Consider the following 23,169-nt stretch of genomic DNA (forward strand, 5'->3'; position numbering starts at 1 on the left):
ATAAGACATTACGCACCTAGGAGAGGAGTGCATCAATGGCTGAGACGGGTGAGAGCACTGGCGAGATCCAATCGCATCTCGAAACCTTCAACGGTTTCACTGCATTGATGAAGTGGGGCACGGTGGCGGTTTTCCTCATCGCTGCTTTCGTCGTCTTCCTGATTGCCCGCTGACGTGAAGATCGCGGTACTAAAGGAAGCGGCAGTCGCGGAGAGACGTGTCGCGGCTACGCCCGAGACCGTCAAGAAATTCATGAACCTGAAGGCATCGGTCGCGGTCGAGACCGGGGCGGGGAACGCCGCGTCGTACAGCGACGCGGCGTTCCGCGACGCCGGGGCGACGATCGGCGCGCGGGCGGAAGTCCTTGCGGATGCGGACATTGTTCTGGCGGTACAGGGTCCGGATCCGGACAGCCTCGCCGGGATGAAACCGGGGGCGTGGCTGGTCGCGGGGCTCAACCCCTTCGGCGAGCGGGTCCGGACCGATCGCTATGCCGCGATGGGAATCGAGGCGCTGGCGATGGAATTCATGCCGCGAATCACCCGCGCGCAATCGATGGATATCCTGTCTTCGCAATCGAATCTCGCCGGTTACAAGGCGGTGCTCGACGCGGCCGCCGAGTACGACCGCGCCTTCCCGATGATGATGACCGCAGCGGGCACGGTCAGCGCCGCCAAGGTGTTCGTGATGGGCGTCGGCGTCGCCGGGCTCCAGGCGATCGCGACGGCGCGCCGGCTGGGTGCGCAGGTTTCCGCCACCGACGTACGCTCGGCCACCAAGGAGCAGATCCTGTCGCTGGGCGCCAAGCCGATCTTCGTCGAAGCCGTCGCCGGGATCGAGGGCGAGGGATCGGGCGGCTATGCCACCGAAATGAGCGACGCCTACAAGGCGGCGCAGGCCGAGCTGGTTTCGGCGCATATCGCCAAGCAGGACATCGTCATCACTACGGCGTTGATCCCGGGCCGCGCCGCGCCGCGGCTGATCAGCGACGCGCAGATCGCGACGATGCGGGCCGGCAGCGTGATCGTCGACCTGGCGGTGGAGCAGGGCGGCAATGTCGAAGGGTCCGTGCCCGGTGAGATCGTCGAGCGGCACGGCGTGAAGATCGTCGGTCACCGCAACGTGCCGAGCCGGCTGGCGACGGACTCCTCGGCGCTGTTCGCGCGCAACCTGTTCAACTTCCTCTCGGCCTTCTGGGACAAGGACGCCGGCAAGCCCGTGCTCGACGAGGAAATCGGTACGGCCGTCCGTGTGACCCAAGGCGGCAAGGTCGTGCACGAGAGGCTGCTGTCGTGAACAACCCTCCGCCTTTGGGGAAGTTTCTTTCCGCGCCGATGCACGCGGATCAGGAGTAGATCATGGACTTCATCTCGATCCTGTCGGTCTTCGTGCTGGCATGCTTCGTCGGCTATTACGTCGTCTGGTCGGTCACCCCGGCGCTGCACACGCCGCTGATGGCGGTGACCAATGCCATTTCCTCGGTCATCATCGTCGGCGCATTGATCGCCGCCGCCGCGGCGGGGCTGGGCAGCGGCGGTACGGTTTCCAAGCTGCTGGGGCTGCTCGCTGTGGTCCTCGCCAGCATCAATATCTTCGGCGGCTTCGCCGTCACGGCGCGGATGCTCGCCATGTACAAGAAGAAGGCGCGGTGATGCGCCATCGGGGGGAATGCTGAGCATGGAACATCTCGCTGCCAACCCATGGGCGTCCTTGGCCTATCTCGTCGCCGGGATATGCTTCATCCTGGCGCTGCGCGGGCTGTCGAGCCCGGCCACCAGCCAGCGGGGCAACCGGCTCGGCATGATCGGCATGACGATCGCGGTGGTAACGACGCTGGTCACGCATGTGCCGCGCATCGCGCCGCCCTGTCCGACCGGCGCGATCTGCGAGAATTACGGCACACCGGTGCTGGACACGCTCACGCTGATCGAGCTTCTGGCGGCGATCGGCATCGGCGCGGCGATCGGCATCGTCACCGCGCGACGGATCGCGATGACGGCGATGCCGCAGCTCGTCGCGGCCTTCCACTCGCTGGTCGGGCTGGCGGCGGTGCTGGTCGCAGGTGCGGCCTTCCTCAATCCGGGGGCGTTCGGCATCGCGTCCGATGGCGTGATCTTCCTCCAGAGCCGGATCGAGATGGGGCTCGGCGTCGCGATCGGCGCGATCACCTTTTCGGGATCGGTGATCGCGTTCCTCAAGCTCAACGGCAATATGGGCGGCAAGCCGATTCTGCTGCCCGCGCGCCACGTCCTCAACCTGGGGGTGCTCGCCGCAATCCTCGGCCTGATCGCCTATTTCACGCAGGATCAGAGCCCGTGGATTTTCTGGACGGTGACGGCGCTCAGCTTTGCCATCGGCTTCCTGCTGATCATCCCGATCGGCGGTGCGGACATGCCGGTCGTGGTATCGATGCTGAACAGCTATTCGGGCTGGGCGGCCGCGGCGATGGGCTTCACGCTGCACAATTCGGCGATGATCATCACCGGCGCGCTGGTCGGCAGCTCGGGCGCGATCCTCAGCTACATCATGTGCCGCGCGATGAACCGCAGCTTCCTCAGCGTGATCGCCGGGGGCTTCGGCGGCGATGCGGGTGCGTCCGCCGGGGGCGCCGCGGCGGTCGACCGGCCGTGGAAGCGCGGCAGCGCCGAGGATGCGGCCTTCCTCATGTCCCAGGCCGAACAGGTCATCATCGTTCCCGGCTACGGCATGGCGGTCGCGCAGGCACAGCATGTGCTGCGCGAGATGGCCGACAAGCTGAAGGCGCACGGCGTGCGCGTGAAATATGCGATCCACCCGGTCGCCGGCCGTATGCCGGGACACATGAACGTGCTGCTCGCAGAGGCGAACGTGCCCTATGACGAGGTGTTCGAGCTGGAGGACATCAACTCGGAATTCGCCCAGACGGATGTCGCCTTTGTGATCGGCGCGAACGATGTGACCAACCCGGCGGCCAAGACCGACAAGTCCTCGCCGATCTACGGCATGCCGGTGCTCGACGTCGAAAAGGCGAAGACGGTGCTGTTCGTGAAGCGCAGCATGGGTGGCGTCGGCTATGCGGGTGTCGACAACGAGGTCTTCTACCGCGACAACACGATGATGTTGTTGGCCGACGCCAAGAAGATGGTCGAGGAGATCGTCAAGTCGCTCGACTGACGGTCGCCCCGGGCGATCCGCCCCGCCTCAGAGGCGGAAGCGGATCGTCCCGCCGATCGTCCGCGGATCGCTGGGCGTGCCGACGATCAGGCCGGAATTGCCGGCCTGGATCGTCAGATTCTGGATATAGTTGGCGTCGAACAGGTTGCGCGCGAAGACGATCAGCTCGACGCCGTTCGGCAGGCGATAGCCGATACTGGCATTGGTGAGGTTGTACCCGTCGATCATCGTGAAGCGTGACAGCCCGGGATCGCCGTTATAGCTGCTCCGCGACGCGGTATCGACATGCAGCAACACCGCGCCTGCGCCAACGCGACGGACGTAATCCAGCCCCGCGGTAAAGGCGAAACGCGGCAGCGATGCCAGCCGCTTGCCGGTGAGGCTGCACTGGGTGGTGGCGGCGGTCTGCACCTCCAGCGGGCAGGGGCCGGCGGGATAGTCGGTATAGCGGCCGTCCGAATAGGCGAGGCTGCCCCGCAGGGTCAGGCCGGGCAGCAGCAGTGCCGTCGCATCCGCCTCGATCCCCTTCACCGTCACCTCGGGGATGTTCGAGAGATAGCCGCGCAGCTGCACCGTCTGGGTTAGCGAATTCTCGACCACGGTCGCCTGGAAATTGTGGACCTTGGTGTAGAAGCCGTCGACGTTCAGCAGCAGCCGTCGGCCGAAGAAGCTGTTCTTCAAGCCGATCTCATAGGTCTCGTTGCGCTCGGGCTTCACCACGGCGGTGGCGAGCACGGGCTGGTTGTTGTTATCCAGCGGAAGGCCCGACATGTTGATGCCCCCCGATTTGAAACCACGGGCATAGCTCGCATAGGCCATGGAGCCCGGCGTCACCTGCCAGGCGATATTGCCGCGGCCGGAGAGGCTGCCGTCATTGTCGTGCGCGGTGTAGCGCTGCGGGCGCAGCACGCCGAGCCGCGCTGCCGTCAGTGCGGCGTTGGCGGTCGCCGAGCCGCCCGACACGATGGTATTGTAGCTGCCGTCCTTGTCTTCCTGGGTGTAGCGCAGGCCGCCGGTCAGCGTCAGGTCGGAGAGGATCCGCCAGTTCACCTCGCCGAACGCGGCATAGCTCATTGTATGGAAATCGGTGCGGCCGTCCTGGCCATAGCCGTCGAGCAGGTTGGCGGGCACGGGCGTGGCGTTGGTGCCGGTGGTGGTGCCGATCAGATAGCGCGCCGCGGCCGGGCCGTAGATGCTGATCGGCCGGCCGACGATCTTCTGCCCGAAGACGTACAGGCCGCCGACATAGGAGAGCGCGCGCTCGCCGTTCGAGGCGAGGCGGAACTCCTGGCTGTACTGGTCCTGGCGCGAGGGGATGTGCTGCGACAGCTGCACCGGGATGCTGGTATAGTCGCGGTCGTTCTCCGCATCCCAGTTCCAGAAGCGCCAGGCGCTGACCGAGGTGAGCGTCGCCGGTCCCAGGTTCCAGTCGACGATCGCGCTGACGCCGCCTTCGTTGGTGTCGGTATTCAGGGGACCGTCGATATCGACCTTGCGGTCATAGGCATTGGTGCTGGGCGGCGCATAGCCGAACTGCGCCGCGAGACCCGTCGGACCGCCGAACTGGCGACCGGCGGCGCGCAGGCTGGTGCCGGTGCGCAGATAGACCTGGGTGCAGCAATAGGCCTGGAAGTTGGTGAAATCGGCGATCAGTCGCACCCGCAGCATTTCGTCGGGCTTGTAGAGCAGCTGCCCGCGAACCGCCTGGGTGCCCAGCGTATTCGCGGCGACGCCGGTGCGGACATTGTCGAGCACGCCGTCGCGCCGGGTGGAGACGCCGGAGATGCGATAGGCGAGTACGTCGGAGATCGGCCCCGAGGCCCACCCCTTCGCCTGGACGAAGTTGTAGTCGCCATAGGAAAGCTCGACAAAGCCCTCGCGGGTGAAGCTGGGCGCGCGCGTGGTGATGTTGAGCGCGCCGGCAGTGGTGTTCTTGCCGAACAGCGTGCCCTGCGGGCCCCGCAGTTCCTCCACCTGCGCGATGTCGGCGAAGTCGAAGGCGGCGGTGGCGGGGCGGGCGTGATAGACCTGATCGACATAGAAGCCGACGCCCGGCTCCAGGCCGTCATTGGCCTGGCTCACCGCGACGACGCTCGAACCCAGGCCGCGGATGGTGAAGGCGGTGTTGCGCGGGTTGGCCGAACTATAGTTCAGGCTGGGGATCAGCGTCGTCAGCGCCTGGGTGTTCACCGTGTAGCTCTGGTCGAGCAGGTCGCCGCCGACGACCGACAGGGATGCCGGCACCCGCTGCGCATCCTCCGCGCGGCGGCGGGCGGTCACCACGACCTCGGCCAGCTGATCGGCGCTATGGTTGGACGCCTGGGTGCCGGCGGTCGCATCGGACTGAGCATGCGCGGGCACGGCGATGGCGATCAGGGCGGCGGTGCCCAGCAAAACAGTGACGTAGCGATACATGAACGAACCCCTTTTGCGCGGGAGGCTCCCACGCTTTATGTTCGCTCGTATATCGAGACTATATTTCGTGGAATATAGAACTTCGGTATCAGGTCTCCGGTGCGATCGGGGTGTCGCGGAGATGCGCCTTCAGGCGCGCATAGGCGGGGCGTTCGGCGAGCAGGGCGGCGTCGCGCTCCATCTCGCGATAGGCCTCCAGCACGGCCGTCCCGGTTTCCGTCATGCGGGCGCCGCGCTCCAGCCCGCCCCCGCGCAACGTCTCGACCAGGGGGGGATCGAAGCAGCGGTTCATCTCGTCGACCAGCAGCCAGGCGCGCCGATAGCTCATGCCCATCTTCCGCGCGGCGGCGGAGATCGAGCCCGTGGCAGAGATTGCCTCCAGCAGATCCGCCTTGCCGGGGCCGAACGCGAGCGCCTCGCCGCAGGCGATCTGCAGCTTGAGCCAGAGCGGGCCGATCTTCATCGCTCAGGCCGTCTCGCGCAGGCCGGCGAGCATGGCGTCCCATGCCGCGCGCTCGGCGTCGCGATCCTGCAGCGTCTCCACCGCGCCGAGCGTGCCGGTGGCGAAATCCACGTCGACTGCTCGTGTTGCTTCGAAGGTGGCGTTGCCGCTCAGGATGACGCGACGGTCCTGCTCGGCCTGGCCGCGGACCATACCGCCGCGGTTGAATACCGTGATCGGGGTGCCGAACGGCACGCGACCGGTGAGGGCGGCGCTCAATACCGAGGCGGCCATGGCGCTGCCGCAGCTGTCGGTCAGCCCGACGCCGCGCTCGAAGGTCCGCACGAACAGGCTGGTGGGCCCGCGCTGCTCGACGAAGGAGACATTGGCGCGGGCCGGGAGCAGGGCGGGCCGGCGTTCGCACCAGCTGCCGAGCGCGACCAGCTCGGCTTCGTCCACCGCCTCGACAAAGGTCACGAGATGCGGGTTCGGCATCGCCACGGCGGTGAAGCGACGCGGGTTGGGCAGGCCCTCGATCGCGGCGTCGAGCACCTGTTCGGGCGCGCCCACCAGGCCGACATCGACGGCGCGCGTGGCGTTGGGCCCGACCAGCGTGCGGATCGTCGCGACGCCGGGCGCGATCGCTGACTCGCGGGCCGCGCTGGCCGAACTGGTCTTGAGCTTCACCTGCGCGGCGTCGATGCCGAGCACGTCGAAGCCCAGCCGCGCGGTGCAGCGCAGGCCGTTGAGGCAGGTCTCCGCCTCCGATCCGTCCGAATTCCACATCCGCATGCCGAACGCGTGGATGTCGTCCCCCGGCACCAGCGCGAGCAGCCCGTCCCCGCCGACCGGCCCCGCGCGATCGGCGAGCAGCCGGGCAAGCGTCGCCCATTGCGGCTCGCTGAGCGTCAGGTCGCGGGCGTCGATCAGGGGGAAGTCGTTCCCCGATCCGTGGCATTTGATGAAGGCGATGCGCATGCCGCCCCATCTAGGGAACGGGCAGCGCTTTGGCTATGCCGCCCGCGGCACGCCGCCACCCATCGCCGCCACCTGCGCGCGGTCGCGGGCGATGATCGTCGCGAAGGTCGGGCGCGCGTGGATCGCATCGACATAGGCCGCCGTCCGCGGATAGCGGCTGCGATCGACACAGACGCCGATGCAGCCCAGCGTCGCGAGCGGGCTCGCCACCGCGATATCCGCAAGGGTGAAGCGATCCTCGACGAGGAAGCCGCTGTTCGGGATGGTGCGCTCGAGATAGTCGAGGATCGGCGGCAGCTGCTCGTTTTCCGCCTGGTCGGCAGCGGCATGGTCGCAGGGAAGCTGCATCACCCGCGGCTTGACGAAGCGGTTGCCGAAGATGGTACCACCGGCCGCCATCATCAGCGTATCGGCGAGTTCGTCGAACCAGATGGTGCGGGCGCGGGCCTGGGGATCCAGCGGGATCAGATTGGGCTCGGGGACCTTCGCTTCCAGATAGGTCACGATCGCGGTCGAATCGGAGATGGTGAAGTCGCCGTCGCGGAAGCCCGGCATCTTGCCGAAGGGGCTGACCTCGCGAAATTCCGGGTCCGGGCTGCCGGGGCCGGCGAACTTCAGCTTCAGTTCCAGGCCCTTCTCGGCGCCGAACACCATGCATTTGCGCACATAGGGCGAAAGCGTTGAACCGTAGACGATCATCGGCATTCCTCTCCTGATGGCGCGCAGCATAGCCGATTTCCCGGGCGGTTGCGCGGCCTTTGCGCGACATTGCCGGCCACCCGTGCCAAGCTGTCGCGGATGATCGGCTATCCCCTTCTGCTTATCGCCATCGGCGTCGCCGTGGCCATCGCCATGCTCAAGCGTCGCATCGACCGGCTCGAACAGGCGTTGCAGGCGATGGAAGCGCGTGTCGATCGGCTGCAGCGGGACGGTGCCGCCGCCACCAGCGCTGCCGCGATTCCGTACGTCGTGGCGCCGGACGTCGCAGCGCCGATCGAACCCGCGCCCGAACATCTCGCGTCCATCTCCCCCGAGCTGGACCATCGCTTCCAGCACGCGGCATCGGCGGCCGAAACCACCCCTTCCGCCCCCGCCTTCACCCTGCCGCGGCTCAATTTCGAAACGCTGGTCGGCGGGCGGCTGCCGATCTGGATCGGCGGCGTCGCACTGGTGCTCGCCGGCTTCTTTCTGGTCCGCTACTCGATCGAGCAGGGCCTGCTCGGGCCTGGTGCGCGGACCTGCATCGCGGCCCTGTTCGGCCTGCTGCTCGTCGCCGCCAGCGAAGCGGTGCGGCGGCTGCCCGCGACCCGGGACGACGCGCGGCTGGGCCAGGCGCTTGCGGGGGCGGGCATCGCGAGCCTCTACGGAACGCTCTACATGGCGGCGGCGCTCTATCATCTGATCGCGCCGATCCCCGCGTTTGGCGCGGTGGTGCTGGTCACCCTGGGCGCGATGGGCCTGTCGCTGCGGCACGGTCCGCCCACCGCGATCATGGCTCTGGTCGGCGGGTTCGTCGCGCCGCTGGTCGCCGGGTTCGACGCGGCGGGAATCGGGCCGCTGCTCGTCTATCTCGGCCTGTTCGTCGCGGCGCTGTTCGGGCTGGCGGTACATCGGCGCTGGGGCTGGCTCGCCTTCGCGGCGAGCTTCGCGGGGCTCGCCTGGGCGCAGTTCTTGATCGCGGTGCTGGATGGACGTGGCAGCCTTGCCTCGGTCGGCGGGTTCACGATGCTGGTGGCCGGCGGGGCGAGTGCCGCACTGCCGGTGGCGGGTATCCGCAATCGCTGGCTGCGGCTGGCGCCCCTGCTCGTCGGGCTGCTGCAGCTGGTCGCGATCGCGCCGGGCCTTGATTTCGGGCCGCTGGCCTGGAGCTTCTACCTCGTGCTTGCTGCCGCGACGCTGGTGCTCGCCTGGCGCGATCCCCTGTATCTGCCGGGAGCGCTGGCGAGTCTGGTGCTGCTGCTCGCGCTGGAGGGGCTTGCCTTCACCGCGCCGCATCACGGCGCTGCGCCCGTCGCCGCGGTGGTAGCGACGCTGCTGTTTGCCGGGGCCGGCCAGTGGCTTTGGAGCAAGGGGCGGCTATGGGTGTTGATGGCGCTGCTCGGCGCCGGCGGGCCGGTGCTGGTGGCGCATGCCTTCGCCCAGGGCCTGCTGCCGGACCTGGGCTGGACCTTGTGCGAGCTTGCCGCCGCCGTCGCCTGCGCGCGCCTCGCCTGGTGCCTTGCGCGCGACCGCGACGACCCGGCACTGACCGCCGCGACCGCGATGACGGGACTGCTCGCCACCGTCGCGATCGCGCAGGCGCTGCCTTCAGGCTGGCGCTCGGTGGCGTTCGCGCTGGCCCTGGGCGGTCTCGCCTTGTGGGCCCGGCGCGTGCAGGCGCGGGCCCTGTTCGCGCTGCCGGTGCTGCCGCTGATCGCAACCGTCGTCGGCGGCGCGGTGCACCTCGCCATGGTCGCCCTCGTCGTCGGCCAGAGCCTCGGGGGCGAGCGGCTGCTCTATGCCGGATTGCCGCTTGCCGGCGACCTGCTCCGCCAGCTTGCCTTGCCGACGCTGGCAGCGATCGCTTTCCTCGTCGACCCGCGCGCGTTCGGGCGTTGGCGTCGCGCCGCTTCGGCAGTTGCCGCAGCGCTGGCGGTGCTGATGCTCTACGTGCTCGCCAAGCAGCCGCTCGCAATCGCAAGTATCGAGCAGTTCCTGGCCTGGGGCTTCATCGAGCGGGCGCTGCTGACCCAGCTTTGCCTGGGTACGGGCTGGGGATTGCTGCGCAGCAATAGGCTGCCCGTGCTGGGACGCGCGCTGCTGCTGTTGGGGCTGGCGCGTCTGCTCTGGTTTGACGGCGTGCTGTTGAACGCCGCGTTCGTCGCGCAGCGCGCCGGGCCGTTGCTGGCGCTGCATTTTGGCCTGGCCGCCTTCTGGTGCTGGACGTTGCCCAAGCTGCGCGTGCCTGCCGCACTGCTCAGCATCGCCGCCGCGCTCGCGGTGGTGCGGTGGCTCGCGCATGGCATGGTGCTGACCGGCCCGATGTCCAGCCTGGAGAATGGCGGCTATTCGGCGGTCCTGCTCGTGCTGGCGCTGGGCTGGCTGTGGCGCGGGATCGCGGCGAGCCGACACGACCTGCGACTCGCCGGGCTGGGGCTGCTGACTGCAACCACCTTCAAGGTGTTCCTGGTCGATGCCGCCGCGCTGGACGGGCTGCTGCGAATCCTGTCCTTCCTCGGCCTGGGTGTGGCCCTGATTGCGATCGGCTGGGCCTATAGCCGCTTCCTTGCCCGGCCCGCGGCGGCGGAGCAGCCCGTCAGCTGAGGCCGTAATGGTCCGCCACGCGGTCCAGCGCGAGGCACAGCACCAGCTTGCCGGCGCGCGAGGGCCAGCCAAGCGCCTTTTCGGCGGCGGTCAGCCCTTCGCCGGCGCACACCACGCGCCACAGGATGTCGGAGAGGCCGCCGCCCACGGCGGCGATCGCCGCGTCGAAACGGCGTTTGGCCGCGATTTGGGCGAGGCTGGGATCCAGCGGATCGAGTGGCGCACCACCTGCCCGTCGCGGCGCGGGGTCCCACCGCATCGTCACGCTGGGGCCAACTGCGGCGCGCTCGAAATCGCACCGCAGCCGTTCGCCGGCCTCATATTGCCGGGCATCGACATGGCCGCGCGCCTGCAGCCAGGCGAGCGTCGACTCCCGCAGATTGACGGTTACGCTGCCGCCACGATCGGTCTTCCGCTCTACAAGCTCGCGCATGCATGATCTCCTTTTGTTCGACTTTCGTCGCTCTTGCCATCGCGGCGCACCTGTAGGAAAGAAGAAAACCAAATCGGTTAGGAGCAGGACATGATCACCGCGATTCGCGAAGTCCGTCGTGCCAAGGGTCTCACGCTTGACGATGTCGCTCGGCGGTGTGTGCCGCCCACCACCGCGCAAACCATCGGCCGGCTGGAAACGGGAACGCGTACGGTGTCGGTGGCTTGGCTCAACCGGATCGCCGCCGCGCTGGAGGTCGACGCAGCCGATCTCGTGCACCTGCCCGATAGGCCGGACGTGCCCGTCGCCGCGGTGCTGGAGGCGGAAGGCGCCTATGCCCCGCGTCGTCCCGCCACGCTGGTGCCGCCCCGGCCCGACGCCGGCACGGTCGCGGTTGCCGTGGAGGCGAGCGTCGGCGACTACCGCGCCGGCGACGCGATCTGGTGCGAACGACTTGCTCCTGTCGAGTTCGGCCGCGCGCTGAACCGCGACGTGCTGGTGCCGCGCCCGGCGGGGCGCTTCCTGTTCGGGCGGCTGATCGGTCGCGAGGGCGACCGGTTGCAGCTGCTCCCACCCGGCGCGGGCGGCCGGCAGCAGGTGGTGACGGACCCGGCCTGGATTGCCGTCGCGGTGCGACTGGTCCGCGCGCTATAGGCATTGTTACGCCCTTGCCCGCTGCACCCGTTCGGCGCAAAATGCTGCGCAACAGGAGGGAAGAAGACCATGAAGAAACTGGCGTTCATCGCATCCGCAGCGGCTTTCACCATCGCCACCCCGGCGCTGGCCGATGAATGGGATTTCATGCTGGTCAACAGCACCGGCAAAGTGATCGAAAAGATCGAGGTCGCGCCGACGGGGACGACCAGCTGGACCGAGAACAAAGTCGATCCGGAGCTCAAGAAGGACACCAAGGTCAAGGCCGGCGGCAAGACCACCGTGCATTTCGAGAAGGCCGCCACCGCGTGCAAGTTCGACGTGCGCGCGACCTTCGAGGACAAGAGCACGGCAGTCTGGTCCGGCTATAATGCCTGTGACAACAGCTACATCACCGTGGCGTTCACCGGTGACAAGCCGACCTTCAAGGCGAACTGATCCGGTGCCCGGGCGGTCGGCGGGCCGCCCGGGCAAAAAGCCGATCGTGCGCCACTGATAGCAAAACTTTGTTTTCCTAGTGCATTGATGGGATATTTTGGCAGCTCGACAAAGGAGCTGCTCGTCCATGGCCACCGCCACCCGTTCCCGCCCCCGTTTCGCGCTTCAGGTGTTGCTTGGCATGGTAGCCGGGCTGGCGCTTGGCTTTGCGGTGCGCAGTACGGGGCAGGCCGGATTGGGCGAGGCGCTGCACACCGGCGGCCAGATCTTCGTCCAGTTGCTCAAGGCGTTGGTGCCGCCCCTTGTTTTCACCGCGATCGTCGCCTCGATCGCGGCGCTGCGGGATCTCGACAATGCGGCGAAGCTGGTGGCGCGCACGCTGTTCTGGTTCGCTGCCACTGCGCTGATCGCGGTGCTGATCGGCATCGCGCTGGGGCTGTTGCTCCAGCCCGGGCTGCACGCCGGCGTTGCCGCCAGCGCGGCGAAGGCGCCGTCCAGCACCGGCTCCTGGCTCGATTTCCTGAAGGGGGTGGTGCCGGCCAATTTCCTTGGCATCACCGCTGCCACGACCCTTAAGGATGGCGCGGCGACCACCGGCCTGTCGTTCAACGTGTTGCAGATCATCGTGGCGGCCATCGCGATCGGTGCCGCAGCGGTGCGGGTGGGGGAGGCAGGTGCCGCGTTCCTGCAGTTCAACGCGTCGGCGCTGGTCATCTTCCGCCGGCTGCTGCGCTGGGTGATCGCGCTGACGCCGATCGGCACTGCTGCGCTGATCGGGGATGCGGTGGTGCGCTACGGTTGGGATGCGCTGTCGGCGCTCGGTGCCTTTGCGGGCGCCGTCTATATCGGTCTGACGCTGGTGCTGCTGGTCGTCTACCCGGCGCTACTGCTCGCCAATGGTCTGAATCCGCTGCGCTTTTTTGCAACTGCGTGGCCGGCGATCCAGCTTGGGTTCGTCTCTCGCTCTTCGGTCGGCACGTTGCCGGTGACCGAGGAAGTGGTCGAGCGGCTGGGCGTGCCATCGGCCTATGCGGCCTTTGCGGTGCCGCTGGGCGCGACGACCAAGATGGACGGCTGCGCGGCAATCTATCCGGCGGTTTCCGCGATCTTCGTGGCGCAGTTCTTCGGGGTACCGCTGCACCTCGCCGATTATGGGCTGATCGCTTTCGTCGCGGTCGTCGGCTCCGCCGCGACGGCGGGTCTCACGGGCGCGACCGTGATGCTGACGCTGACGCTGTCCACGCTGGGCTTGCCGCTTGAGGGGGCAGGGCTGTTGCTGGCGATCGACCCTATCCTTGATATGGGGCGCACGGCCGTGAACGTTGCCGGCCAGGCATTGGTGCCGACCATCGTCGCGCGGCAGAGCGGGTTGCTTGCTCCCGATGCGCCGGCCGTCGCCGTCCGCACGGTTGCGGCCTGATCCTGTGGTATCGGGGAATCCGTTCGCGGGGGAAGTCGCGGATGCGGTCTCCGCGCTCAACGGCGTGCGCTCGGCGTGGCGCGCGCGGCGGGCGGAGCATCGCGGGCTGTCGCGCTTCCCGGCGCCGACGGAGCTGGCCCGCTTTATCGAGCATATGGCTGCGGCGCTGTTCCCGACGCGGCTAGGCGGCTTTCGCGGCGGCATCGCACGGGAGGATGATTTCGTTGCCGAGCAGCTGACCCGGGGCTTCGCCATCCTGCGCGCCGAGCTCGCCGCCGAATTCGACTATTGGCAGCTGCACGTTGACAGTCCGTTTGACACCGACCAGCCAGACCTCCTCGTCCGCCTTTTCGCAGCGGCGCTTCCCGAGATCCGTATCCTGCTCGATGAGGATGTTGATGCGGCATTCGTCGGCGATCCCGCAGCGCGGAGTGTCGACGAGATCCTGATCAGCTATCCCGGTGCGCTGGCCATCCTGTATTATCGCATCGCTCACCAGCTGCACGGGCTGGGCGCGGTGATCGTCGCGCGGATCTTGTCCGAACTCGCCAATGCGCGGACCGGTATAGATATTCACCCGGCGGCGACGATAGGACCGAGCTTCTTCATCGACCATGGCACCGGGGTGGTGATCGGAGAGACGACGATCATCGGGCGTAATGTGCGGCTGTACCAGCACGTCACGCTGGGCGCGCGAAGCCCGCTCGGGCTCGCCCCGGCGGGGCCGCGTAGCCGCTATGCGCGGCACCCTATAATCGAGGACGATGTTATCATCTACGCCGGCGCGACGATCCTCGGCCGGGTGACGATTGGCCACGGCAGCACGATCGGCGGCAATGTCTGGCTGCTCGATGACGTGCCGCCGCATAGCGTTCTGGTGCAGCCCGCGGCGGTCACATTGGAGGGCGATGCGCAAAGCGACATGATCGCTCGGCTGGAGAACCGTTAGTTATCAATGTGGTGGGCGGTGACGGGCTCGAACCGCCGACCCTCTCGGTGTAAACGAGATGCTCTACCAACTGAGCTAACCGCCCGCGTGCGCCCCGGCGGGCGACTACGTTGAACGCCGATGCCAAAGCTGGACGCGAAGGGCAAGCCCTCAAACGAGCGAAAGTCCCGCGCGCTGCACCGCCGCGACATAATCTAGGATCCCGCCCCGCGCCGCCGCGCTGAGCCCGATATAGGCGCGCCGCCGGTCCTTGGGATCGGCATGGCGTTCGAACAGCCCCGCCTCGTGCAGCGTGCCGATCCAGCGCAGCGCCGTGGTGGGCGGCACCGCCGCGGCGATGCACAGGCTGGAAACCGACACCTTGCGATACTCCAGCTCCGACGCGAACAGGTCGAGCAGCATGTCCCAGGCGGGGTCGGCGAACAGATCGCCCTGGAAGAAATCCGACCGCAGCCGCCGCGCGCGAATCACCCGGCGGATATCCTGCGCCGAGACGTCGGGCACGCGCGCATCGCTCCGGAAGACCAGCGTGTCGTTGCGCACCGCCGCCCCCCGCTGCATCCCGGCATCGCGCGTCAGCCGGGCGAGCGAATCGGCGATACGCGCCACCTCTTCCTGGAAGCGACGCATGCGCAGCGAATCATCCTCGCCGACGCTGTCGTTGAGCCGCGTGGCGGTGCTCCGCGCGAAGATCGCCGCGCCCAGCCGGTCCGCATCGCTGGGCCTGCACTGGAGCGCGGCGTGGAGCGGCAGCAGCGCCGCCGCGCCGTCCAGCTGCTCCGGCAGCACCGTGGCGATCAGCGGCATGCGGCGATCCTCGGCGATCGCGCCCAGCCGCAGCAGCAGCGGATCGAGCAGATCCGCGTCGATCCCCGCGCTCTCGATCAGCAGCAGATGCACCCCGTCGAGCACCGCATTGTCCGCCAGCGCTTCCGCCGCATCGACGGGTGCACGGACCCGAAAACCCGCCTGGTTCGCCGCGAGGCAGGCGGCCCCCCGCGCCGGCCCCGGTTCGGCGACGACAAGGGCCACCTCTTCCTGAAGATCGTAGCGAAGATTCACCAAATCGTTTGCAATGGTTGCCTGATGCATGTTTTTCCCCTCCCCATGGACCGGCCTCTCTCCCCCAGAGGTGCCGCGATGCTCCGAAACGGAGGAGTCGCATCATCTCCGGTTCGGAGCAATCATTACTTGTAGAAGCGGCTTTTCTCCGCATCGGATGCGATGATCGGCGCGCCGGAACGCACAGGAACTTCGAATGCTGGCGAAACGTTTGCTGTTGCACCTGGGCGATATCATACCGCCTTCCGGCTTGGTCCTGCCCGGCGCGCGAGCCCGCTGCGCCCATGGGCTGTACCATATGGGTTATTTCCGCTTGACATCGCGACGATGATATGGCACAAAACGGGAACGCTGAAGAATTGTGAGTCGCCGGGCGCGGCTCCAGCGGACGGGCCGGGCACGCAGGTGCAGCGGCCCGTCCGCGTTTTCGGGAGGGCGCGATGGATGAGGTGATCAGTCCCCGGGGCGGGCAACGGCGGACGCAGCAGCGCAGGCAGCGTCCCGACGAATGGACCAAGGCCAGGCGTTCGGCCTTTCTCGAAATGCTGGCGGCGACGTGCAACGTCACCCGCGCGGCCGCGCATGCGAAGATGAGCTACCAGGGGGCCTATCGCCTCCGCGCCCGCGATCCCCAGTTCGCCGAGCTGTGGCGGCAGGCGATCCTGATGGGCTATGAACGGCTGGAGGAGCAGTTGCTGGCGCATGCCGGCGGCGGCCCGCCGGTCAACGACATCGCACCGGGTGGAGACGGGGCGGCGGTGGCCGCGGTCCCGTTCGATCCCAAGCTGGCGCTGGAATTGCTGCGGCATCATCGCGCCGCGGCGGACGGGCGCCGGCGCGGCGGCTATGGTCCCGTGGTCCGCGCGACGCGCGAGGAGGCCGAGGCGGCGCTGCTCCAGAAGCTGGAGATGCTGGAGAAGCGGCTCGCCCGCGAACAGGGCGACCAGCCATGAGCGGCGCGGCTTTCGACGCGATCGCGCGGGTGGCGATGCTGCCGCCGGCGGAGCGGGCGCGGCTGGTGCAGGGGCTTTCGAGCAGCCATCTGCGCTTCTTCAACGAATGGTGGGAACGCTGGGCGCATCAAGGCCAGTTCTGGCCCGAAGGCGATTGGCGGGTATGGCTGATCCGCGCCGGGCGCGGCTTCGGCAAGACGCGGGCGGGTGCCGAATGGGTGAGCCAGATGGCGCGCGAGGTGCCCAAGGCGCGCATCGCCCTGGTCGGGGCGACGATGGACGATGCCCGACGGGTGATGGTGGAGGGACCGGCCGGGCTGCTTGCCGCCGCACGCGATGACGAGGCGGTGCGGTGGCACGCCGCGCTGGGGGAAGTGCGATTCCCCTCGGGCGCGCGGGCGTTCGTCTATTCGGCGGAGGCACCGGAAAAGCTGCGCGGGCCCGAACATGGCTTTGCCTGGTGCGACGAGCTGGCGAAATGGCCGCTGCGGGTGGGCGATGCCGCCTGGGACAATCTGATGATGGGCTTGCGGCAGGGCGATGCGCCGCGCGTGGTGGTGACGACGACGCCGCGCCCGGTGAAGCTGCTGCGCCGGGTGATGGCGCTGCCCGACGTGCACGAGACGCGCGGGCGGACCCGCGACAATCTGCACCTGCCGCGCAGCTTCGTGGAGGCGATGCTGGCCGATTATGCCGGCACGCGGCTGGGCCGGCAGGAGCTGGACGGCGAGATGATGGACGATGTGGTGGGCGCGCTGTGGCCGCTCGCCCTGATCGAGCGGCAGCGGCGGGAGGCCCCGGCGCGGCTCGTGCGGGTGGTGGTGGGGGTCGATCCGCCGGCGGGCACCGAGGGCGATGCGTGCGGCATCGTCGCGGTGGGACTGGGCGAGGACCTGCACGGCTATGTGCTGGCCGATGCGAGCGTCGCCGGGCTTCGCCCCGAAGGCTGGGCGGCGGCGGTCGCCGAATGCGCCGCGCGGTTCGAGGCCGAATGCGTGGTGGCGGAGGCCAACCAGGGCGGGGCGATGGTGGCAAGCGTGCTGAAGGCCGCCGATGCGCGGTTGCCGCTGCGGCTGGTGCATGCCAGCCGGGGAAAGGCAAGGCGCGCGGAACCGGTGGCGCTGCTCTACGAAAAAGGGGCGGTGTGGCATGCCGGCACCTTCGCCGCGCTGGAGGCGGAGATGGCCGGGCTGCAGGCGGCGGGCGGCTATCAGGGACCGGGACGCTCCCCCGACCGCGCCGATGCGCTGGTCTGGGCGCTGACCGAACTGATGCTCGGGCGCCGCGGGCGCGCGGCGGTGCGGGTGGTGTGAGGGGGGACGCCGTCCGGGCGTGAGTCGCACACCGCCCCCTCCGTCGCGCGATGCGCGCCACCTCCCCCTGGCGGGGGAGGATTGGGGACGGGCTTCCTGCCTTTTCCTCTGGGGCGGGGGATTGCGTGACGGGAGTCATTCGACACGGAAATGCAGGCGCGCGCATGGGTCCTCCCCCGCCAGGGGGAGGTGTCAGGCGTAGCCTGACGGAGGGGGAGGATGCTGGAGCGACAGGGAGTCGCACACCGCCCCCTCCGTCGCGCGATGCGCGCCACCTCCCCCTGGCGGGGGAGGATTGGGGGACGGGCTTCCTGCCGTTCCCTCCGGGGCGGGCGATTGTGTGACGGGACCATTCGACGCGGAAACGCGGGCGCGGATGGGTCCTCCCCCGCCAGGGGGAGGTGTCAGGCGCAGCCTGACGGAGGGGGAGGATGCTGGAGCGACAGGGAGTCGCACACCGCCCCCTCCGTCGCGCGATGCGCGCCACCTCCCCCTGGCGGGGGAGGATTGGGGGACGGGCTTCCTGCCGTTTCTTCCGGGGCGGGGGATTGCGTGACGGGAGTCAGTCGAAGCGGAAATGCAGGCGCGCGCATGGGTCCTCCCCCGCCAGCGGGAGGTGTCAGGCACAGCCTGACGGAGGGGGAGGACGCTGGCGCGACCGTGAGTCGCACACCGCCCCCTCCGTCGCGCGATGCGCGCCACCTCCCCCTGGCGGGGGAGGATTGGGGACGGGCTTCCTGCCTTTTCCTCCGGGGCGGGCGATTGCGTGACGGGACCATTCGACGCGGAAATGCAGGCGCGCATGGGTCCTCCCCCGCCAGGGGAAGGTGTCAGGCGCAGCCTGACGGAGGGGGAGGATGCTGGAGCGACAGGGAGTCGCACACCGCCCCCTCCGTCGCGCGGTGCGCGCCACCTCCCCTGGCGGGGAGGATTTGGGGACGAGCCTCCTGCCTTTCCCTGCGGGGGGCGGGCTATTGCTGCACGGGAGATATTCGATGCGGAAATGCATGGCTGCGGGGCTGCTTGCCCTGCTGGTGAGCGCGTGCGCGCTCGATGCGCGGACGGGGATTGCGGTGGGCGCGGGCGTCGCCGTGGCGGCGGGCGATCGCGACGGCGACGGAATGCTCGATGCCGCCGAGGTGCAGGCGCTGGTCGAGAAGGTGTTCCCGCCGGCGAAACTGACCGGGGGCTTCTGGGACGGGATGCGGGCAGCGCTTACCGCCGCCTATTGGGCACGCGACCTCGACCATGACGGCAAGCTGCGCATTGCGGAGCTGGCGCGATGAAGTGGTTCGGGCGGAAGGCCGCGCGCGATGCCGGGCGGCCGGCGCTGGCGCGCGGCGGCTGGGGCAGCCTAGGCGAATGGTCGCGCAGCTACGAGGTCCAGCTGCGCGAAGGCTATTGCCAGAATCCGGTCGCCCAGCGCGCGGTGCGGCTGGTGGCGGAAAGCGTCGGCGCCGCGCCGCTGCGCGGGTCGGATCCCGCGCTGGTGGCGCTGGTGACGGCGGTGTCGGGCGGGCAGCGGCTGCTGGAGACGCTGGCGGCGCAGTTGCTGCTGCACGGCAATGGCTATGTCCAGCTGCTCACCGATGGCGAGGGCCGGGTGCAGACCCTCTATGCGCTGCGGCCCGAGCGGGTGACGGTGGAGCCGGACGCGCGCGGATGGCCGGTCGCCTATCGCTACCGGGTGGGCGAGCATGTCACGCGGCTGGCGGCCGATGATGGCGGGCGTCCGCAGGTCGTGCATCTGCGCGCCTTTCACCCGGCCGACGATCATTATGGGCTGGGCTGCCTGGATGCGGCGGCGGGTGCGATCGCGATCCACAATGCGGCGACGCGATGGAACAAGGCGCTGCTCGACAATGCGGCGCGGCCGAGCGGGGCGCTGGTCTATGATCCCGGCGACGGCGCCGCGCTGCCGCCCGACCAGTTCGCCCGGCTGAAGGAGGAAATGGAGGCGGGCTTTGCCGGGGCGGCCAATGCCGGGCGGCCGATGCTGCTGGAAGGCGGGCTCAAATGGCAGGCGATGAGCCTTACGCCCGCGGATATGGATTTCGTCGGGCTGAAGGCGGCGGCGGCGCGCGAGGTCGCGCTGGCGTTCGGGGTGCCGCCGATGCTGCTCGGGCTGCCGGGCGACGCCGCCTATGCCAATTACCGCGAGGCCAATCGCGCGCTGTGGCGGCAGGCGATCCTGCCGATGGCCGAGCATCTGCTGGGCGGGCTGGCCCAGGGGCTCGCCGCCTGGTTCCCCGAGACGATGCTGGCGGTGGACCTGGAGGGCGTGCCGGCGCTGGCCGAGGACCGCGAGCGGCTGTGGCGGCAGGTCGCGGCCGCCAATTTCCTGAGCGACGACGAGAAACGCAAGCTGGTGGGGATGTCATGAACGACGGAACGATGCTGGCCCAGCTGATCGAGCAGGCCGAAAGCGAAGGTGCCGAACTGGCGACGCTGCGGGCGATCGCCGAGGAGGCGGGCGCGTCCGGGGCGACCCGCGCGCTCGCCCGGCTGGGGCTGGAAGACAGCGGCGCGGCCAAGGACATGGCCGAACTGCGCGAGCTGCTGGCCGCGTGGCGCGATGCCAAGAAGTCGATGCTCAAGGCGGTGGTGCAATGGGTGGGGCGCAGCATGGCGGCGCTGGTGCTGGTGCTGCTGGCGATGCGGCTGGGCTTTCCTGGCTGGCTGAAATGAGCGTGCGCTTCGCCGGCTATGCCGCGGTGTTCGATCGCGAGGATCGCGGCGGCGACGTGGTGCGGGCGGGGGCCTTCGGTCCGGTGGGGCCGGTGCCGCTGCTGTGGCAGCATGGCGGCAGGCCGGTCGGCACGATCGAGGCGATCGGCGAGGATGCGCGGGGGCTTAGGGTGATCGGCCGGGTCGAGGATCCGACGCTGGCGGCGCTGGTGCGGGCGGGCGCGGTGGCGGGCCTCTCGTTCGGCTACCGCGTGGCGGCGGCGCGGCGCGGCCGGGTGCGCGAGCTGACGGCGCTCCATCTGATCGAGGTGAGCCTGGTGGCGGAGCCGATGCAGCCGCTCGCGCGGGTGCACGCGGTGGGCTGAGTTTTTCCAATTTTCTGGCGTGGGAGAAGAGCATGGACGCGATGGAAACGAGCTTCGAACAGGTGACGCTGCCGCCGGTGCGGCCGATGCTGGCGGGCGGCCGGCCGGCGGCGAGCGCGGCGTTCGACGGCTATCTGCGGGGCGGGGTGGAGACCAAGGCGCTGTCCGGCGCGAGCGGGGCGGAGGGCGGCTATGCGGTGCCGCGCGAGATCGACGCGCAGATCGACGGGACGCTGCAGGCGATCTCGCCGATCCGCGGCATCGCCAAGGTGGTGCGCGTGGGCAGCGGCGGCTATCGCAAGCTGGTCGCGAGCGGCGGCTTCGACAGCGGCTGGGCGGCCGAGACGGCGGCGCGGCCGATCACCGCGACGCCGGTGTTCAACGAAGTCGCGCCGCCGTTCGGCGAGCTCTACGCCAATCCGGCGGCGAGCCAGGCGATGCTGGACGATGCGATGTTCGACGTCGAGGCGTGGCTGGCGGGGGAGATCGCGCGCGAGTTCGCCCAGTCGGAGGGGACCGCGTTCGTCAGCGGGACGGGCGTGAACCAGCCCAAGGGGTTCCTGACCTCGCCCACCGCGACCACGGCGGACGCCGCGCGCGCCTTCGGCACGCTGCAATATCTGGCGACGGGCGCGGCGGGCGCCTTCGCGGCCAATCCGGAGGAGAAGCTGATCGACCTGGTGCAGGCGCTGCGCGCGCCCTATCGCCAGGGGGCGAGCTGGGTGATGAACTCGGCGACGCTGGCGCGGATCCGCAAGTTCAAGACCAGCGACGGGCAGCTGCTGTGGCAGCCGGGCATCGCCGCAGGGCAGCCGGCGACCCTGCTCGGCTATCCGGTGGTGGAAGCCGAGGACATGCCCGACATCGCCGCCAATGCCTTTGCGGTGGCCTTCGGCAATTTCCAGGCCGGCTATCTGATCGCCGAGCGCGGCGAGACGCAGCTGCTGCGCGATCCCTATTCGAACAAGCCCTTCGTCCATTTCTACGCGACCAAGCGGCTGGGCGGGATGGTGAGCAATTCGGAAGCGATCAAGCTCCTCAAGTTCGCCGCCAGCTGAGCCGGGAGGACGCGACATGGCAGACAATTTCGCGAACCGGGCCGACCATGTGTCGGCCCCGGCCAGCCAGGCGGTGACGGTGGTGCCGAGCGACACGGCGGCCCTGGCGGACATCCCCAAGGCGCTGTTCGTCGGCACCGGCGGCACGGTGACGATGCGCGGCGCGGTCGGCAACGCCGATACGGTGTGGAAGAACGTCCCCAGCGGCACGATCCTGCCGTTCCGCGCGCGCTATGTGCGGGCGACGGGGACCAGCGCCGCCGACATCCTGGCGCTTTACTGACCGACCGGCCCCACCAACAGAGGGAGACGAAACATGGACGCACCGCCCTTTCCGGCGGCGGCGATCGCGGACGCGTGCGCGGCGGTGAAGGACTATCTGCGGATCGAGGGCAGCGCCGTCGACACCGCGATCACCGCCGCGACGCAGGCCGCGCTGACCCTGGGGGAGCGCTTCACCGGCACCGCCTGGATCGCGCGGAGCCGGCAATGCTGGCTCGACCGATCGCCCGACTGGCAGCGCCTGCCGGTAGCCCCGGTCACCGCGATCGGCCCGGTCGAGCGGGTGACGCTGGGCGGCGCGGCGACCACGCTGCCGGTGGATGCCTATACGATCGATCTCGACGCGCGCAGCGAAGGCTGGGTGCGGCTGCTGGCGACGGCGGAGGCGACGCGCGTGCGCGTCACCTTCGTCGCCGGCACGGCGGCAGGCTGGGGGGACCTGCCGCCGCCGCTGGCGCAGGGCGCGATCCTCCTCGCGGCGCATCTGATCGAGGGGCGGGGCGAGGCCGGCACGCCCCCGGCGGCGGTGGTCGCCTTCTGGCGGCCCTGGCGGCGGCTGCAACTGATGGCGGGGGTGCGGCGGTCATGCTGGAGCAGCTGAAGGCGCGCGGCGAAGCCGGCGGACGGGCGCGCGCCGAAAGGGTGGCGCGGCGACTGGGCGAAGCGGTGCGCGAGCGCGTACCGGGCGTCTCGGTCGCGGTGGAGGGCACGCGGGTCACCCTGTCGGGCCGGCGGCTGTGGCGGCGCTGGCTTGCCGACCCGGCCCTGCGCTGGCTGGGAGGGCTGCTGCGATGACGCCGCAGGACGCAATCGCCGGGGCGGTGCGCGCGGCGCTGGCGGGACGGGCGACGCTCGCCGCGCAGGTCAACGGGGTGTTCGATGCCCCGCCGGTGCGCGCCGCGCGCCCCTATCTGCTGGTCGACGAGCCGGTGCTGACCGACTGGAGCACCAAGGACCAGGACGGGCGCGAGGTGCGCATCGCCGTGCTGGTGCAGGATAGCGGGCCCACGCGCGGGCGGGTCCGCGGACTCGCCGCAGACGTGGAGGCGGCGGTGGGGGCGATGTCCCCGGCGCTGGCCGGCGGCTGGCGGATCGTCAGCCGCGTGCTGCTGCGCAACCGCGTGGTGGCGGAGGACGAGATGCGGCTCAGCGCCGTCGTGGAGTTCCGCGTGCGGATGCTGCGGACGGCAGCGTAGCCGCTCCTCCCGGGAGGAGCCTAGATTTGCGCGCCGCGTGCGGGCGCGCGCTTCAACAGCAAGGAGA

At 69.3% G+C, this 23,169-nt stretch carries 26 protein-coding genes and 1 tRNA gene; 20 read left to right on the forward strand and 7 right to left on the reverse strand.

The annotated features are described in order from the left end of the window. The first annotated feature begins 35 nt into the window (after positions 1 to 35). The 4 genes from A7X12_RS25055 to A7X12_RS09415 all read left to right on the forward strand — a co-directional run bounded on the left by A7X12_RS25055 (position 36) and on the right by A7X12_RS09415 (position 3,153). Positions 36 to 173, forward strand: a complete 138-nt coding sequence (locus A7X12_RS25055; RefSeq protein ID WP_084445288.1) for an aa3-type cytochrome c oxidase subunit IV — start codon at positions 36 to 38, stop codon at positions 171 to 173. A 1-nt stretch (position 174) separates the two neighbouring features. Continuing rightward, positions 175 to 1,296, forward strand: a complete 1,122-nt coding sequence (locus A7X12_RS09405; protein WP_064311389.1) for an NAD(P) transhydrogenase subunit alpha — start codon at positions 175 to 177, stop codon at positions 1,294 to 1,296. Between the two features lie 62 nt (positions 1,297 to 1,358). After that, positions 1,359 to 1,652, forward strand: coding sequence for a proton-translocating transhydrogenase family protein (locus tag A7X12_RS09410; protein ID WP_064311390.1), 294 nt, complete (start codon positions 1,359 to 1,361; stop codon positions 1,650 to 1,652). 25 nt (positions 1,653 to 1,677) lie between these two features. Continuing rightward, positions 1,678 to 3,153 (forward strand): NAD(P)(+) transhydrogenase (Re/Si-specific) subunit beta, encoded by a 1,476-nt coding sequence (locus tag A7X12_RS09415; protein ID WP_064311423.1) that lies wholly within the window; start codon positions 1,678 to 1,680, stop codon positions 3,151 to 3,153. A 27-nt stretch (positions 3,154 to 3,180) separates the two neighbouring features. Here the strand turns inward: A7X12_RS09415 and A7X12_RS09420 are convergent, their stop codons facing one another. From A7X12_RS09420 to A7X12_RS09435, 4 genes are all read right to left on the reverse strand, one after another. Then, the gene (locus tag A7X12_RS09420; RefSeq protein WP_064311391.1) at positions 3,181 to 5,568 is read right to left on the reverse strand and encodes a TonB-dependent receptor; all 2,388 of its coding nucleotides are present in this window, start codon (positions 5,566 to 5,568) and stop codon (positions 3,181 to 3,183) included. 88 nt (positions 5,569 to 5,656) lie between these two features. Continuing rightward, entirely contained in the window at positions 5,657 to 6,031 is a 375-nt protein-coding gene (locus A7X12_RS09425; protein ID WP_064311392.1) for a winged helix-turn-helix domain-containing protein, read from the reverse strand. A 3-nt stretch (positions 6,032 to 6,034) separates the two neighbouring features. Then, entirely contained in the window at positions 6,035 to 6,988 is a 954-nt protein-coding gene (gene dapF, locus A7X12_RS09430; protein WP_064311393.1) for a diaminopimelate epimerase, read from the reverse strand. Positions 6,989 to 7,021: 33 nt separating this feature from the next. Beyond that, positions 7,022 to 7,687: a glutathione S-transferase family protein gene (locus tag A7X12_RS09435; protein ID WP_064311424.1), complete on the reverse strand. Its 666-nt coding sequence runs from the start codon at positions 7,685 to 7,687 to the stop codon at positions 7,022 to 7,024. A gap of 99 nt (positions 7,688 to 7,786) precedes the next feature. On the opposite strand from A7X12_RS09435, the gene A7X12_RS09440 reads away from it, so the two are divergent. Continuing rightward, positions 7,787 to 10,291, forward strand: coding sequence for a DUF2339 domain-containing protein (locus A7X12_RS09440; protein WP_064311425.1), 2,505 nt, complete (start codon positions 7,787 to 7,789; stop codon positions 10,289 to 10,291). On the opposite strand, the gene A7X12_RS09445 is transcribed toward A7X12_RS09440, so the two are convergent. Next, positions 10,284 to 10,724, reverse strand: coding sequence for a DUF6456 domain-containing protein (locus A7X12_RS09445; RefSeq protein ID WP_064311394.1), 441 nt, complete (start codon positions 10,722 to 10,724; stop codon positions 10,284 to 10,286). The two genes, A7X12_RS09440 and A7X12_RS09445, sit on opposite strands and share 8 nt — an antisense overlap. 90 nt (positions 10,725 to 10,814) lie before the next feature. On the opposite strand from A7X12_RS09445, the gene A7X12_RS09450 reads away from it, so the two are divergent. The 4 genes from A7X12_RS09450 (at position 10,815) to epsC (ending at position 14,185) form a co-directional block, all read left to right on the forward strand. Beyond that, the gene (locus A7X12_RS09450; protein ID WP_064311395.1) at positions 10,815 to 11,378 is read left to right on the forward strand and encodes a helix-turn-helix domain-containing protein; all 564 of its coding nucleotides are present in this window, start codon (positions 10,815 to 10,817) and stop codon (positions 11,376 to 11,378) included. Between the two features lie 69 nt (positions 11,379 to 11,447). After that, complete coding sequence (locus tag A7X12_RS09455; protein ID WP_064311396.1) at positions 11,448 to 11,816, forward strand: hypothetical protein; 369 nt, start codon at positions 11,448 to 11,450, stop codon at positions 11,814 to 11,816. A 127-nt stretch (positions 11,817 to 11,943) separates the two neighbouring features. After that, a complete protein-coding gene (locus A7X12_RS09460; protein ID WP_064311397.1) occupies positions 11,944 to 13,236 on the forward strand; it encodes a dicarboxylate/amino acid:cation symporter in 1,293 nt (430 codons plus the stop codon). Further along, the gene (gene epsC / locus A7X12_RS09465) at positions 13,199 to 14,185 is read left to right on the forward strand and encodes a serine O-acetyltransferase EpsC (protein WP_064311398.1); all 987 of its coding nucleotides are present in this window, start codon (positions 13,199 to 13,201) and stop codon (positions 14,183 to 14,185) included. Before A7X12_RS09460 ends, epsC begins: the two co-directional genes overlap by 38 nt. 9 nt (positions 14,186 to 14,194) lie before the next feature. Here epsC and A7X12_RS09470 read toward each other — a convergent pair. Both A7X12_RS09470 and A7X12_RS09475 read right to left on the reverse strand, forming a co-directional pair. Further along, positions 14,195 to 14,270 (reverse strand) — tRNA-Val (locus tag A7X12_RS09470). Positions 14,271 to 14,335: 65 nt separating this feature from the next. After that, the gene (locus A7X12_RS09475) at positions 14,336 to 15,277 is read right to left on the reverse strand and encodes a winged helix DNA-binding protein (RefSeq protein WP_064311399.1); all 942 of its coding nucleotides are present in this window, start codon (positions 15,275 to 15,277) and stop codon (positions 14,336 to 14,338) included. A gap of 410 nt (positions 15,278 to 15,687) precedes the next feature. Here A7X12_RS09475 and A7X12_RS09480 point away from each other — a divergent pair, with 410 nt between their 5' ends. The 11 genes from A7X12_RS09480 (at position 15,688) to gp17 (ending at position 23,102) form a co-directional block, all read left to right on the forward strand. Next, the gene (locus A7X12_RS09480) at positions 15,688 to 16,200 is read left to right on the forward strand and encodes a hypothetical protein (RefSeq protein ID WP_064311400.1); all 513 of its coding nucleotides are present in this window, start codon (positions 15,688 to 15,690) and stop codon (positions 16,198 to 16,200) included. Continuing rightward, the gene (locus A7X12_RS09485; protein WP_064311401.1) at positions 16,197 to 17,513 is read left to right on the forward strand and encodes a DNA-packaging protein; all 1,317 of its coding nucleotides are present in this window, start codon (positions 16,197 to 16,199) and stop codon (positions 17,511 to 17,513) included. The genes A7X12_RS09480 and A7X12_RS09485 overlap by 4 nt, the downstream gene beginning before the upstream one ends. A 995-nt stretch (positions 17,514 to 18,508) precedes the next feature. Then, positions 18,509 to 18,799: an EF-hand domain-containing protein gene (locus A7X12_RS09490; protein ID WP_232318438.1), complete on the forward strand. Its 291-nt coding sequence runs from the start codon at positions 18,509 to 18,511 to the stop codon at positions 18,797 to 18,799. Continuing rightward, a complete protein-coding gene (locus A7X12_RS09495; protein WP_064311403.1) occupies positions 18,796 to 19,896 on the forward strand; it encodes a phage portal protein in 1,101 nt (366 codons plus the stop codon). The genes A7X12_RS09490 and A7X12_RS09495 overlap by 4 nt, the downstream gene beginning before the upstream one ends. Continuing rightward, positions 19,893 to 20,201 (forward strand): DUF6127 family protein, encoded by a 309-nt coding sequence (locus A7X12_RS09500; protein WP_064311404.1) that lies wholly within the window; start codon positions 19,893 to 19,895, stop codon positions 20,199 to 20,201. The genes A7X12_RS09495 and A7X12_RS09500 overlap by 4 nt, the downstream gene beginning before the upstream one ends. Then, a complete protein-coding gene (locus tag A7X12_RS09505; protein ID WP_064311405.1) occupies positions 20,198 to 20,566 on the forward strand; it encodes an HK97 family phage prohead protease in 369 nt (122 codons plus the stop codon). The genes A7X12_RS09500 and A7X12_RS09505 overlap by 4 nt, the downstream gene beginning before the upstream one ends. A 32-nt stretch (positions 20,567 to 20,598) precedes the next feature. Continuing rightward, on the forward strand, positions 20,599 to 21,624 hold the full coding sequence (locus A7X12_RS09510; RefSeq protein WP_064311406.1) for a phage major capsid protein: 1,026 nt from the start codon (positions 20,599 to 20,601) through the stop codon (positions 21,622 to 21,624). 16 nt (positions 21,625 to 21,640) lie between these two features. After that, a complete protein-coding gene (locus A7X12_RS09515; RefSeq protein WP_064311407.1) occupies positions 21,641 to 21,907 on the forward strand; it encodes a spike base protein, RCAP_Rcc01079 family in 267 nt (88 codons plus the stop codon). A gap of 33 nt (positions 21,908 to 21,940) precedes the next feature. Further along, positions 21,941 to 22,507: a head-tail connector protein gene (locus A7X12_RS09520; RefSeq protein WP_064311408.1), complete on the forward strand. Its 567-nt coding sequence runs from the start codon at positions 21,941 to 21,943 to the stop codon at positions 22,505 to 22,507. Beyond that, positions 22,492 to 22,701, forward strand: coding sequence for a hypothetical protein (locus tag A7X12_RS09525; protein WP_064311409.1), 210 nt, complete (start codon positions 22,492 to 22,494; stop codon positions 22,699 to 22,701). Before A7X12_RS09520 ends, A7X12_RS09525 begins: the two co-directional genes overlap by 16 nt. After that, entirely contained in the window at positions 22,698 to 23,102 is a 405-nt protein-coding gene (gene gp17 / locus A7X12_RS09530) for a tail completion protein gp17 (protein ID WP_064311410.1), read from the forward strand. The genes A7X12_RS09525 and gp17 overlap by 4 nt, the downstream gene beginning before the upstream one ends. Positions 23,103 to 23,169: the final 67 nt, after the last annotated feature.

Source organism: Sphingomonas sp. TDK1 (assembly GCF_001650735.1).
Lineage (GTDB): Bacteria > Pseudomonadota > Alphaproteobacteria > Sphingomonadales > Sphingomonadaceae > Sphingomonas.